General features: G+C 71.3%; 9 protein-coding genes. 2 read left to right on the plus strand and 7 right to left on the minus strand.

The features are described from left to right. Positions 1-20: 20 nt before the first annotated feature. Positions 21-947: a proline dehydrogenase family protein gene (locus AB0924_RS26920; RefSeq protein ID WP_366912752.1), complete on the minus strand. Its 927-nt coding sequence runs from the start codon at positions 945-947 to the stop codon at positions 21-23. A 165-nt stretch (positions 948-1,112) separates the two neighbouring features. Here AB0924_RS26920 and AB0924_RS26925 point away from each other — a divergent pair, with 165 nt between their 5' ends. Then, positions 1,113-2,330 carry a helix-turn-helix domain-containing protein gene (locus AB0924_RS26925; RefSeq protein WP_366912753.1) on the plus strand — a complete coding sequence of 406 codons (1,218 nt, stop codon included), beginning with the start codon at positions 1,113-1,115 and terminating at the stop codon, positions 2,328-2,330. Between the two features lie 69 nt (positions 2,331-2,399). On the opposite strand, the gene AB0924_RS26930 is transcribed toward AB0924_RS26925, so the two are convergent. After that, a complete protein-coding gene (locus tag AB0924_RS26930) occupies positions 2,400-2,972 on the minus strand; it encodes a TetR/AcrR family transcriptional regulator (protein ID WP_358935653.1) in 573 nt (190 codons plus the stop codon). A 98-nt stretch (positions 2,973-3,070) separates the two neighbouring features. Between AB0924_RS26930 and AB0924_RS26935 the strand changes: the two genes are divergently transcribed. Beyond that, positions 3,071-4,618 carry an MFS transporter gene (locus tag AB0924_RS26935; protein WP_366912754.1) on the plus strand — a complete coding sequence of 516 codons (1,548 nt, stop codon included), beginning with the start codon at positions 3,071-3,073 and terminating at the stop codon, positions 4,616-4,618. A gap of 71 nt (positions 4,619-4,689) precedes the next feature. Here AB0924_RS26935 and serA read toward each other — a convergent pair whose 3' ends face one another. From serA to AB0924_RS26960, 5 genes are all read right to left on the minus strand, one after another. Then, a complete protein-coding gene (gene serA, locus AB0924_RS26940) occupies positions 4,690-6,279 on the minus strand; it encodes a phosphoglycerate dehydrogenase (protein ID WP_358935649.1) in 1,590 nt (529 codons plus the stop codon). 230 nt (positions 6,280-6,509) lie between these two features. Further along, the gene (gene ilvC / locus AB0924_RS26945) at positions 6,510-7,508 is read right to left on the minus strand and encodes a ketol-acid reductoisomerase (protein ID WP_358935647.1); all 999 of its coding nucleotides are present in this window, start codon (positions 7,506-7,508) and stop codon (positions 6,510-6,512) included. A gap of 118 nt (positions 7,509-7,626) precedes the next feature. Beyond that, complete coding sequence (gene ilvN / locus AB0924_RS26950) at positions 7,627-8,151, minus strand: acetolactate synthase small subunit (RefSeq protein ID WP_030216544.1); 525 nt, start codon at positions 8,149-8,151, stop codon at positions 7,627-7,629. 28 nt (positions 8,152-8,179) lie between these two features. Continuing rightward, positions 8,180-10,027: an acetolactate synthase large subunit gene (locus AB0924_RS26955; protein ID WP_358935644.1), complete on the minus strand. Its 1,848-nt coding sequence runs from the start codon at positions 10,025-10,027 to the stop codon at positions 8,180-8,182. A gap of 241 nt (positions 10,028-10,268) precedes the next feature. After that, positions 10,269-13,292, minus strand: a complete 3,024-nt coding sequence (locus AB0924_RS26960; RefSeq protein ID WP_366912755.1) for an EAL domain-containing protein — start codon at positions 13,290-13,292, stop codon at positions 10,269-10,271. Between the last annotated feature and the right edge of the window lie 318 nt (positions 13,293-13,610).

A 13,610-nucleotide genomic window follows, 5' to 3' on the forward strand; every position in this document is an offset into this window, starting at 1 on the left:
ACGTGAGCGGGTGTTCGGGCTCAGCCCTTGCTGACCATGCTGCGCAGGAAGAAGCGCAGGTTCGCCGGCTTCTCCGCGAGACGGCGCATGAAGTAGCCGTACCAGTCGGTGCCGTAGGCGGTGTAGACGCGCATGCGGTGGCCCTCGGCGGCCAGCCGCAGGTGCTCGTCGCCGCGGATGCCGTACAGCATCTGGAACTCGTACTCGTCCAGCTTGCGGCCGGCCTGGTGGGCCAGCTCCTGGGCTATGGAGATCAGGCGCGGGTCGTGGGACCCGATCATCGGGTAGCCCTCGCCCTCCATCAGCGTCTTCAGGATACGCACGTACGCCTTGTCGATCTCGTGCTTCCGCTGGTACGCGACCTCGGCGGGCTCCTTGTAGGCGCCCTTCACCAGGCGCACCCGGCTGCCGGCCTCCGCGAGGCGGCGGGCGTCGGCCTCGGTGCGGAAGAGGTAGGCCTGGATGACGCAGCCGGTCTGCGGGAAGTCCTTCCGCAGCTCCTCGTGGATGGCGAACATCGAGTCCAGGGTGGTGTGGTCCTCGGCGTCGAGCGTGACGGTGGTCCCGATGGCGGCGGCGGCCTCGACGACCGGACGGACGTTGGCCAGGGCCAGCTCGTGGCCGCCCTCCAGCGCCTGTCCGAACATGGACAGCTTGACGGACATCTCGACCTTCTCGCCCAGCTCCAGCTCCTTGAGCCGGCCGATCAGCTCGAGGTAGGCGTCCCGGGCGGCGGAGGCCTGCTCGGGGGTGGTGATGTCCTCGCCGACGACGTCCATCGTCAGTTCCAGGCCCCTGGCCGCCAGGTCCCCGATGATCGGGACGATGTCGGTCACGGTCTCGCCGGGGATGAAGCGGTCCACGACCTGCTTGGTCACCGGGGCCGCCGAGATCAGGCGTCGCATCCGGTCGCTTCGCGACGCGGCGAGAATCACGGGACCCAGCACGGGGCACCTCCACTACAAAAGCACCGAAGACGGGCCGAGCCCGACGATTCGGGTACGGCACGGAGAACCACCGTGAAACCTATGGATTTCTCCGATCGTCTGCCATCGACAGCTGTCACGCATCCGCGACCGCGATCTCAGACAGATGTATGAAGGGGCGCGGAGATGCGGGAGAATGCGGGGGTGACGTCGGACTACAAGGCTGACTATCAGGAGCTGGTGGACGAGATCTCGGAGCTGCTGGGCGTTCCGGCGACCCTGGAGAACCGGGATTTCGAGCTGATCGCCTTCGGCGCGTACGACAGCGAGGGCGACCTGGACCCGTCGGCCCTGGATCCGGTGCGCACCCGCTCGATCCTGACCCGGCGTTCCACCGCGACCGTGCGGGAGTGGTTCGAGGGCTTCGGCATCACCCGTGCGACCGGACCGGTGCGGATCCCGCCGACGCCGGAGGCCGGCGTCTACCGCGGCCGCATCTGTCTGCCCGTGCGCCATCGGGGTGTGGTCCTCGGCTATGTCTGGCTGCTGGACGACGACCCTGGTCCGACGGAGGCGCAACTGGGCGCCGCCATGCAGGTGACGGGCCGGATCGGCGCCCTGCTCGCGGACGAGCAGCGGGCGGGGGCGGGGCTGGGCCGGGAGCTGCGGGCGGTGCTGACCGCGGAACGCGGCTGGCAGCAGGACATGGCGGTGGCCGAACTGCGCACCGCGCTGGGGACGCGCGCGGACGGCCCGCACACGCTGGTGTGCGTCGCCCCCTGGCCGTCGGCCGACCCGGACGACGCGCCGTCCGTGCGCACGGTCCCGCACGCCACGGCGTTGTGCACGGTCCCGTGGGGGGCCACCGAGCAGAGTCTGGCGGTGCTGGTGCGGCTCCGCTCGGCGGACGTGGCGACACCGGCCCTGACGGCGGCGTCACGGGTGTTGAAGGAGCCGGCGGGGGCGCGCGGCGCGCGCCGGTCCAGGGCAGCGGCCGCCGCCGGGGTCGGGGAGCCCCGTATCGGGCTCGCCGAGCTGGGAGAGATCTGGCAGGAGGCGTCCGCCGCCGCGCGCGCCGCGCTGGCGGAGCCGCGGTTCGGGCCGGTCGCCGAGTGGGGGCGCGTCGGGCCGTACCGGCTGCTGACCGCGCTGCCGCCGCAGACCGCCCACGATCCCGCGGTCGGCCCGCTGCTGGCCCCGGCCCACCGCGAACTGGCCCGCACCGCCGAGGTCTACCTCGACTGCGCGGGGCAGGCCGGCCGCACGGCCGCCGAGCTGGGCGTCCACCGGCAGACCCTCTACTACCGCCTCTCCCGCGTCGAGCAGCTCACCGGCCTCGACCTGGACGACGGCGAGGACCGGCTGCTGCTGCACATGGCGCTGAAGCGGGCGCGGCTGAGCTGAGCGGCCGAGGAGAGCAGCCGATGAGAGCGGCCGGGCCGAGCAGCCGAGGCGAGCGGCCGGGCCGAGCGGTCAGCCGCTCGCGGCCTCGATGATCAGGCGCAGCCCCTCGGTCAGCGCGTCCCCGTCGGGAGCGGTCTTCGGGTCGAAGGTCCACTGGGCGATGAGCCCGGTCATCAGGGTGAGATAGAACCGGCCGAGGGTGTCCGCCGTCTCGTCGGACACCTCCTCCTCGGGCACGTCCGTCATCAGGGCGACCAGGCCGCGCCCGCCCTCGCGCTGCGCTGCGGCCAGGTGGTCGCGCAGCTCCGGCATGTCGAGGGTCATCACCTCCATGCTGAGCCGCCACACGGAGCCCGGCTCCCGCATGGTGCCGACGATGTTCGACCACACCCACCGGAAGCGCTCCAGCGATCCGGGCGCGCCGGCCGGCGCGGCGCTCTCGCCGTCGAAGGCGCCGGACATGCGTTCCACGAGGGCGACGTAGGCCTCCGCGAGCAGGGCGTCCTTCGACCCGTAGTGGTAGCCGATCGAGGCCAGGTTGGTCCCCGAGGCCTTGACGATGTCGCGCGCCGTGGTGCGCGCGAAGCCCTTTTCCAGCAGGCAGCTCTTGGCGCCTTCCAGCAGATCCTCACGGTGTCCCATGCGGGCCAGCCTAGCGCCGGATCCATACAACCGTCCTAGACGTGTGACTTATACAAGTGTTCTAGACAAGCGTTTAAGACGCCCGTACAGTCACTGCCATGACGAACCCGACGAGCAACGACTCCCCCGGCGGCCGCGCCGGCCGCCGCGAATGGACCGCGCTCTGCGTGCTGATGCTTCCGCTGCTGCTGGTCTCGATGGACGTCTCCGTCCTGTACTTCGCCATCCCGGCGATCAGCGCGGACCTGGAGCCGAGCGGCACCCAGCAGCTGTGGATCTTCGACATCTACGCCTTCGTCCTGGCCGGCCTGCTGATGACGATGGGCTCACTGGGCGACCGGATCGGCCGGCGCCGGCTGCTGCTGATCGGCGCCGCGGCTTTCGGTGCCGCCTCCCTGGTGGCGGCCTACGCGAACAGCGCCGAGACCCTGATCGCGGCCCGCGCCGTCCTCGGCATCGGCGGCGCGACCCTGATGCCGTCGACCATGGCGCTGCTCCGCACGATGTTCACCCACCCCGCGGAGCGGGCGAAGGCGATCGGCATCTGGTCGGGCGTCATGACCGGCGGCATCGCGCTCGGCTCGGTGCTCAGCGGTGTCCTGGTCCAGTACTTCTGGTGGGGCTCTGTCTTCCTGGTCAACCTGCCCGCGATGGCGCTGCTGCTGCTCCTCGGCCCGGTGCTGCTGCCCGAGTCCAGGAACCCGGAGCCCGGCCGCTTCGACCTGCTGAGCGTGCCGCTGTCGATGGCCGCGGTGCTCCCCGTGGTCTACGGCCTGAAGGAGATCCCGTCCGAGGGCTGGCACCCGCGCTACGTCGTCCCGATCACCGTGGGCCTGCTGTTCGCGGCGCTGTTCGTGCACCGGCAGCGCACGGCGGCCTCCCCGATGATCTCGCCGGCCCTCTTCCGCGGCCGGGGCTTCGCCCCCGCGGTCGTCCTGAACCTCGTCTCCGCGCTGGCGATGATGGGTTCGGCCTTCTTCACCACGCAGTACCTGCAGATGGTGCTGGACAAGAGCGCGATGGAGGCGGCCCTGTGGGCGCTGCTGCCGTCGGTGCCGATCGGCATGGCGGCCCCGGCCGCGACCGCCCTGGTCCAGCGGGGCGTCGACCGCGCCTACGTGGTCACCGCCGGCTTCGCCGTCGCGGCGGCGGGCTACGGGATGCTGGCCCTGGCCGGCACGGACTCGCTCTGGCTCCTCCTCGCCGCCTGCGGCGTACTGGCGTCCGGCATCGTCATGGTGATGTCCCAGATGACGGACCTGGCGATGGGCACGGCTCCGGTGGAACAGGCGGGCGCCGCCTCGTCACTGCTGGAGACCGGCCAGGAGTTCGGCGGCGCCCTGGGCATGGCGGTCCTCGGCTCCATCGGTACGGCGCTCTACCGCCACGAGATGCCCGCATCGGCCCCGGCCGAGGCGCACGAGACCCTGGGCGGCGCGCTCGCGGTCGCCGGACGGCTGCCGGGGCGCACGGGTGACGCCCTGGCGGCCACGGCCCGGGAGGCGTTCACCACCGGGATGCACGGGGCGGCGATCGCCGGGGCGGCGGTGCTGGTGCTCGCGGCCGTCGCGTCGGCGGTGACGCTGCGCGGGACCGGCACGCGGCGCACGCCGGCGGCCACGGCCGGGATGGAGACCGCGGCCTGAGCGGCGACCGGACACGAAGAAGCGCCGGACGGGTCATGGACCCGTCCGGCGCTTCTTCGTTGTCGGCCCGGTCAGACCAGGTTCACCGAGCGGGCGGACGTCGCCCCGATCTCCTCGGCGACCTCGGCCAGCACGCCGGCGGCCACCGTGTCGTCGACGGTCAGGACGGCCAGCGCCTCCCCGCCCGCCGCCGCGCGGGCGACCTGCATACCGGCGATGTTGAGGCCGGCCTCGCCGAGGATGCGGCCGACGGTGCCGACGACACCCGGACGGTCCTCGTAGCGCAGGACGACCATGTGGTCCGCGAGGGCGAGGTCGACGTCGTAGTCGCCGACCGCGACGATCTTCTGCAGGTGCTTCGGGCCCGCCAGGGTTCCGGAGACCGACACCTCCTCGCCGCCCGCCAGCGTGCCGCGCACGGTCACCACGTTGCGGTGCTCGGCGGACTCGGAGCTGGTCGTCAGGCGCACCTCGACACCGCGCTCCTGCGCGAACAGCGGGGCGTTGACGTAGGAGACCGTCTCGTCGACGACGTCCTCGAAGACGCCCTTGAGCGCGGACAGCTCGAGCACCTTCACGTCGTGCTGGGTGATCTCGCCGTAGACCTCGACGTCGAGGCGGACCGCGACCTCGCCGGCGAGGGCGGTGAAGATGCGGCCGAGGCGCTCGGCGAGCGGCAGACCCGGCTTGACGTCCTCGGCGATGACACCGCCCTGGACGTTCACCGCGTCCGGCACCAGCTCGCCGGCGAGCGCCAGGCGCACCGACCTGGCGACGGCGATGCCGGCCTTCTCCTGGGCCTCGTCCGTGGACGCGCCGAGGTGCGGGGTGCAGACGACCTGGTCCAGCTCGAACAGCGGGGAGTCCGTGCAGGGCTCCTTCGCGTACACGTCGAGGCCGGCGCCGGCCACCCGGCCCTCCTTCAGCGCCGCGTACAGCGCCGCCTCGTCGACGATGCCGCCGCGGGCCGCGTTGACGATGCGGACGCTGGGCTTGACCTTGCGCAGCGCCTCGTCACCGATCAGGCCGAGGGTCTCGGGGGTCTTCGGCAGGTGGACGGTGATGAAGTCGGAGACCTCGAGCAGCTCGTCCAGGGACAGCACCTTGACGCCCATCTGCGCTGCCCGCGCGGGCTGCACGTAGGGGTCGTAGGCGACGACCTTCATGCCGAAGGCGGACATGCGCTGGGCGACGAGGGCGCCGATACGGCCCAGGCCCACGACACCGAGGGTCTTCTCTGCCAGCTCGACACCGGTGTACTTGCTGCGCTTCCACTCGCCGTTCTTCAGCGCGGAGTTGGCCTGCGGAATGTTGCGGGCGGTGGCGAGGATCAGACCGCAGGCCAGCTCGGCGGCGGTCACGATGTTCGAGGTCGGGGCGTTGACGACCATCACGCCGGCCTTGGTGGAGGCGGAGACGTCGACGTTGTCCAGGCCGACACCGGCTCGCGCGACGACCTTGAGCTGCTTGGCGGCGGCGACGGCCTCCGCGTCGACCTTGGTGGCCGACCGGATCAGGATCGCGTCGACGTCGGCGATGGCGGGGAGCAGCTCGGCGCGGTCGGCGCCGTTGCAGTGCCGGATCTCGAAGTCCGGGCCAAGCGCGTCGACGGTGGCGGGCGACAGCTCTTCAGCGATGAGTACGACGGGTTTCGAGCTCACGTGAGTCCTCACAAGTCCAATGCGGACGGCCGTCCCGACGGCCGCTGGCGGTGGAGGGGGGCTAGCCGCGGAAGACGCACGACGCTGTGGGCCTGACGCGTATGTTGTGCAGCAGTCTAGTGGCGTGCAGGAGGCCGTCTTGCGCCTCTGCGGAAGGATCACCCGTCCGTGGCTGGACGGGGTGGACAAAGGGGGCCGGAGCAGTGTGCCCCGACCCCCTGACGTGGGGCTTACGCCTCCTCGTTCACCCAGCTCATCAGCTTGCGGAGCTGCTTGCCGGTGGTCTCCAGCAGGTGCTCGGAGTCCTGCTGCTTGTACTCGTCGTACTTCTTCAGACCGCCGTGGTACTCGTCCATCCAGTTCTGGGCGAAGGTGCCGTCCTGGATCTCGGCGAGGACCTTCTTCATCTCGGCCTTGGTGGCGTCGGTGATGATGCGCGGGCCGGTGACGTAGTCGCCCCACTCGGCGGTCTCGGAGATGGACCAGCGCATCTTCTCCAGGCCGCCCTCGTACATGAGGTCCACGATCAGCTTCAGCTCGTGCAGGCACTCGAAGTAGGCGATCTCGGGCTGGTAGCCCGCCTCGGTCAGGGTCTCGAAGCCCGCCTTCACCAGTGCGGCGGTGCCACCGCAGAGGACGGCCTGCTCACCGAACAGGTCGGTCTCGGTCTCCTCGGTGAAGGTCGTCTTGATGACGCCGGCCCGGGTGCCGCCGATGCCCTTGGCGTAGGACAGGGCCAGCGCGAAGGCGTTGCCGGAGGCGTCCTGCTCGACGGCGGCGATGCAGGGAACGCCGCGGCCCTCCTCGTACTGGCGGCGGACCAGGTGGCCCGGGCCCTTCGGGGCGACCATGCAGACGTCCACGCCGGCCGGGGGCTTGATGAAGCCGAAGCGGATGTTGAAGCCGTGGCCGAAGAACAGCGCGTCGCCGTCCTTCAGGTGCGGGGCGATGGACTCCTCGTAGACCTTGCCCTGGATCGGGTCCGGGACGAGGATCATGATGACGTCGGCCTCGGCGGCCGCCTCGGCCGGGGTCACCACGCGCAGGCCCTGCTCCTCGGCCTTGGCCTTGGACTTGGAGCCCTCGTGCAGACCGACACGGACGTCGACACCGGAGTCACGCAGCGACAGCGCGTGGGCGTGGCCCTGGCTGCCGTAGCCGATGACCGCGACCTTGCGGCCCTGGATGATGGACAGGTCGGCGTCAGCGTCGTAGAACAGCTCGGCCACTTTGGGTTCTCTCCTTGGTGTGCAGTTTCTGCTCCCACCGTATGCCGGTGAGGGGGAAGGAAGTTTCGGGGTCTCGGCATACGGGCGGCCGGCGCGCGCCGGCCGCCCGTACCCAGCCTTACGCGGATCGGTCCAGAGCGCGAAGCGACCGGTCGGTGATCGAACGGGCGCCGCGGCCGATCGCGATCGTGCCGGACTGCACCAGCTCCTTGATGCCGAACGGCTCCAGCATCTTGAGCATGGCGGACAGCTTGTCGCTGGACCCGGTGGCCTCGATGGTCACGGCCTCCGGGGAGACGTCCACGGTCTTGGCGCGGAAGAGCTGGACGATCTCCACGATCTGGGAGCGGGTCTCGTTGTCGGCGCGGACCTTCACCAGGACGAGTTCGCGCTGAACGGCCTGGCCGGGCTCCAGCTCCACGATCTTCAGCACGTTGACGAGCTTGTTGAGCTGCTTGGTGACCTGCTCCAGCGGGAACTCCTCGACGCTGACCACGATGGTGATCCGCGAGATGTCGGGGTGTTCGGTGACCCCCACGGCGAGCGAGTCGATGTTGAAGCCGCGACGGGAGAAGAGGGCGGCGATCCGGGCGAGGATGCCGGGCGTGTTCTCCACCAGGACGGAGAGCGTGTGCTTGGACATGTCTGGTCTTCCTCTTCGCTCTTCCGGCTCAGTCGTCTTCGCTGTCGCCGAAGTCGGGACGGACGTCCCGGGCGGCCATGATCTCGTCGTTGGAGGTGCCGGCGGCGACCATCGGCCAGACCATCGCGTCCTCGTGGACGATGAAGTCGACGACGACCGGGCGGTCGTTGATGGAGTTCGCCTCCTCGATGACCTTGTCCAGGTCCTCCGGGCGCTCGCAGCGGATCGCGTGGCAGCCCATCGCCTCCGACAGCTTCACGAAGTCGGGGACGCGGGTGCCCCTGGCCTCCGGGTTGACGTCCTCCGGACCGGAGTGCAGGACGGTGTTGGAGTACCGCTGGTTGTAGAACAGGGTCTGCCACTGGCGGACCATCCCGAGGGCGCCGTTGTTGATGACGGCGACCTTGATCGGGATGTTGTTCAGGGCGCAGGTGGTCAGCTCCTGATTGGTCATCTGGAAGCAGCCGTCGCCGTCGATCGCCCACACCGTGCGGTCGGGCCGGCCGGCCTTCGCGCCCATCGCGGCCGGGACCGCGTAGCCCATGGTTCCGGCGCCGCCGGAGTTCAGCCAGGTGGCGGGCTGCTCGTACTGGATGAAGTGCGCGGACCACATCTGGTGCTGGCCGACGCCCGCCGCGAAGATCGTGCCCTCGGGCGCGAGCTGCCCGACGCGCTCGATGACGGCCTGCGGGGACAGCGAGCCGTCCTCGGGCTGGTCGTAGCCGAGCGGGTAGGTGTCGCGCCAGCGGCTCAGGTCGCTCCACCAGGCGGTGTAGTCGCCCCGGTGACCCTCGCTGTGCTCCTTCTGCACCGCCTGGACCAGGTCGGCGATGACCTCGCGGGCGTCGCCGACGATCGGCACGTCGGCGGCGCGGTTCTTGCCGATCTCGGCGGGGTCGATGTCGGCGTGGACGATCTTGGCGTACGGGGCGAAGCTGTCCAGCTTGCCGGTGACGCGGTCGTCGAAGCGGGCTCCGAGGGCGACGATCAGGTCGGCCTTCTGCAGCGCGGTGACGGCGGTGACCGCACCGTGCATGCCCGGCATTCCCACGTGCAGCGGGTGGCTGTCGGGGAACGCGCCGAGCGCCATCAGGGTGGTGGTGACGGGCGCTCCGGTGAGTTCGGCGAGGACCTTCAGCTCGGCGGTGGCCCGCGCCTTGAGGACGCCGCCGCCGACGTAGAGGACGGGACGCTTGGCCGTGGTGATCAGCTTGGCGGCCTCGCGGATCTGCTTGGCGTGCGGCTTGGTCACCGGGCGGTAGCCGGGCAGGTCCGTGACCGGCGGCCAGGAGAAGGTGGTCTTCGCCTGGAGGGCGTCCTTGGCGATGTCCACCAGGACCGGGCCGGGGCGGCCGGTGGAGGCGATGTGGAAGGCCTCCGCGATGGTCCGCGGGATGTCCTCGGCCTTGGTGACCAGGAAGTTGTGCTTGGTGATCGGCATGGTGATGCCGACGATGTCCGCCTCCTGGAAGGCGTCCGTGCCGATCGCCTTGGACGCGACCTGCCCGGTGATCGCCACGAGCGGCACCGAGTCCATGTGCGCGTCGGCGATCGGGGTGACCAGGTTGGTCGCGCCCGGGCCCGAGGTGGCCATGCAGACGCCGACCTTGCCGGTGGCCTGCGCGTAGCCGGTGGCCGCGTGGCCGGCGCCCTGCTCGTGCCGGACCAGCACGTGACGGACGCGGGTGGAGTCCATCAGCGGGTCGTACGCGGGCAGGATCGCCCCGCCCGGAATGCCGAACACCGTGTCCGCGCCGACCTCCTCGAGGGAGCGGATGAGGGACTGCGCACCCGTGACGTGCTCGACGGGGGCGGACTGATGTCCTCCGGATCGGGGCCGGGGCTGCGGATGGGCCCCGGTGGCCTGCTCGGTCATCGGCTTCTCTTCTCGATGCTGAGGTTTATGCGAGGTTTGGGCGGAGTCGAGGTGCCGCACGAAAGGCGCTCGTGCAACAAAAAACCCCTCGTGCCGGAAGGCAAGCGAGGGGAGCGCGTCGGGTAGGTCGCTGGGGATTCCGGATCGTCCTCCGGTGGGTCCCAGTTCAGCCGACGCGCTGTCCAAGTACGAGAATTCGGGTGCGCATGGCACTGACCCTCCCCCCGGCACGCACCACGTGTCAAGTGGGTGGGACGGGCGTCTCATTATGTGAGCGGAGTGCACTCCCACCTCCGATGACGGCGGACACCCCTCCGGTGTACACCCCCGCGGTTCCACCCGCGAACGCCGGTTCGACAGGAGCGTGCGGCACCGGATAGTGGCCGGATCCGAGCGCCCGGCGCAGCCGGTACTCGTCCAGCGGGCCCGCGAACGCGCTGCCCTGGCCGTGGGTGCAGCCCATGGCGCGCAGCGCGGTCACCTGCTCCGGCAGATCCACGCCCTCGGCCACGGACTGGAGCCCGAGATCGCAGGCGATACGGAGCAGGCCGCTGGTGATCTTGTGCAGCCGCGCGGACTCCACGACCCCCTCGACCAGGCCGCGGTCCAGCTTGAGGATGTCGACGGGTAGCCGCCTGAGGGCCGTGATGGCCGCGTGGCCGCTGCCGAAGCCGTCGAGCGCGATCCGCACGCCGAGCCGGCTGAGCGCGGTCAGCCGCCGCTCCAGTTCCTCCAGCGAGGTCCGGTGGTCGGTGTCGGACAGCTCCAGGATCAGCGCGCCGGGCGGCAGCCCGTGCCGGGTCAGCAGCGCCTCCACGGTGCCCAGCGGCATCGAGCGGTCCAGCAGCCGCCGGGCGCTCAGCCGCACGGAGACCGGCACGACGTGTCCGTCGGCGGCCCGCTCCGCGGCCTGGTCCACCGCCTCCCGCAGGATCCAGCGGTCCAGCTCCGCGGTCTTGTCGCCGTCCTCGGCCACTCTCAGGAACTCGGCCGGGGTGAACAGCACCCCCTGGGAGGAGCGCCAGCGCGCCTGTGCGGAGACCGCCGTGATCCGGCCGTTCCCGAGGCTCACCACCGGCTGGTGCAGCAGCGTGAACTCGCCGTCGTGCAGGGCGGCGCGCAGCCGGGTGGCCAGCTCCGCCTTGCGTACGACGTCCTGCTGCATCTGCGGCCGGTACAGCTCGACGCGGCCCTTCCCGGCCGATTTCGCGCGGTACATCGCGAGGTCGGCGTTGCGCAGCAGTTCGCCCGCGCCGAGGCCCGGCTCGGCGAAGGCGACACCGATGGAGGCGTTGACCCGGACATCGTTGCCGTCGATGGCGTAGGGCTGGGAGAGGGTGGTCCGGAGGCGGTCGGCGAGCTCCAGGATGTTCCGCTCCCGGGCGGCCCGGTCGCGGGTGCCGTCCCCGGCGATCAGGGCGGCGAACTCGTCGCCGCCCAGCCGGGACGCGGTGTCCCCCTGCCGGACCGCGTCCTGGAGTCTGCGGGCGGCCTGGACGAGCAGTTCGTCCCCGGCCTGGTGGCCGATCGTGTCGTTGACGGCCTTGAAGCCGTCCAGGTCGATGAAGAGCACTGCCGTGCCGCGCAGGGCGGCGCCCCGGTCGGTGGCGCGGCGGCCGGAGAGGGCCTGCTGGACGCGCCGGGTGAACAGCGCGCGGTTGGGCAGGTCGGTGAGCGGGTCGTGCTCGGCGTTGTGCTGCAACTGGGCCTGGAGCCGGACTCTTTCGGTCACGTCCCGGCTGTTGAAGATCAGGCCGCCGTGGTGGCGGTTGACGGTGGACTCGACGTTGAGCCAGCCTCCGTCGCCCGACCGGAATCGGCACTCGATGCGGGTCGTGGGTTCCTCGAGGGGGCTGGCGGCGAGGAAGCGGCGCACCTCGTGCACCACGCAGCCCAGGTCCTCCGAGTGGATCAGAGCGGCCAGTTCGGTGCCCACCAAGTCCTCGGCGGGCCGGCCGTACACCCCGGCGGCGGCCGGGGAGACGTAGCGCAGGATGCCGTTGGGCGCGGCGATCATGATGACGTCGCTGGAGCCCTGCACCAGGGAGCGGAAGTGGTTCTCCTTCTGCGCCAGTTCCTGGGTGAGGGTGATGTTGTCCAGCAGCATGATGCCCTGCCGCATGACGAGCGCCAGCACGACGGCCCCGGCGGTGATCAGTACGACGTGGTCGGGCCTGCGGCCGTTGAGCACGTTGTAGAGGATGCCCAGGGTGCACACCGCGGCGGCCAGGTACGGCGTGAGCGCGGCCAGTGAGCCGGTGATCGGCCGGCCGGGCAGGTACCGCGGGTGGTCGCCGCCGCCCGGCGCGGGCGGGGGTACGGGGGGCTGGCCCGGGCCGCGCTGTCCCGGCACGTGCTCGTGGACCACGCGCGAGTGCCCCTCGGGCACACGCCGTTCGCCGTCCGGTGCCCCGGTGCGGTGGGATGCGGCCCAGGGGGCGTAGGCGAGGAGCAGCGACCCGGCGAACCAGCCGGCGTCCAGCAGTTGCCCGGAGTGGTAACTGCTGTGCAGCAGCGGCGAGGTGAAGAGCGCGTCGCACATCACCGTCAGGGCGAGCGCGCCGATGGCGGTGTTGACCGCCGTGCGGTTGCCCGGGGAGCGGCGGAAGTGCAGCGCCAGCACCATGCTCACGAGCGCGATGTCCAGCAGCGGGTACGCGAGGGACAGCGCGGTGTGCGCCACGCTCGGCCCGTCGAACCGGGCGGCCTGGGCCAGCGCGAGGCTCCAGGAGAGGGTGAGCAGCGAGCCGCCGATCAGCCAGGCGTCCAGCGCCAGGCAGATCCAGCCCGCCCGGTTCGCCGGCCGCTGCGCGAGGACGAGCAGGCCCACGATGGCGGGCGGGGCGAAGCACAGGAAGAACAGATCGGCGTAGCTGGGGCTGGGCACGGGCTGATCCAGGACGACCTCGTACCACCCCCAGACCGCGTTGCCGAGGGACGCCATCGCGGAGGAGAGCGCGAAGAGCAGCCAGGCCGACCGGAAGCGGACCCGGGGCCCGCGGGCGTAGCGGAAGCAGGAGACGGCGGCGGCGCCGGCCGCGGCACTCAGCCCGAAGTCGCCCATGATCAGCGCGACTTGCTCCGAGCCCCAGTCGAACATGGAGCCGATCGCATAGGTCCCGCAGACCAGGGCGAGGACGAGCTGGGGCACCAGCCGCGGGCCCTCGGCGGCGGACGGCGGCCGGGCGGGCGGCGGGGCCTGGGGCGCGGACGGAGCGAGCGGCGTGCCGTCGAGGGTGCCCGTCAGGGCGGGCGGGGCGTTCACCGGGGCCTCCCGGTGCGCGCCGCTCCCGGCTCCCCGGTGTCCCGGTGCGCCGCGTGCCTCCCGCGGCCGGCCGGTTTGCGGTGGCAGTGATGGCTCGTGTGGTGGCCGCGTCTGCGCGCGGTCGTGCGCCAGGGTCCCCGCCGGCGGCTCCGCCGCGTCGGATCGTTCGTCCATAGGCCGTGCATCGCCCGTCGCCCCCCTCACAAGTCCGATCTGTCCATCCCCGGCGCCGAACGGTCAGCGGCGCAGCCCCTGTCGGGACGATACACCAGGATCGTCACTCAGGGACATAGCTTCTCTACGCTGCGTGACGATCAG

Source organism: Streptomyces sp. NPDC047869, assembly GCF_040704065.1.
In the GTDB taxonomy this organism is placed as follows: domain Bacteria; phylum Actinomycetota; class Actinomycetes; order Streptomycetales; family Streptomycetaceae; genus Streptomyces.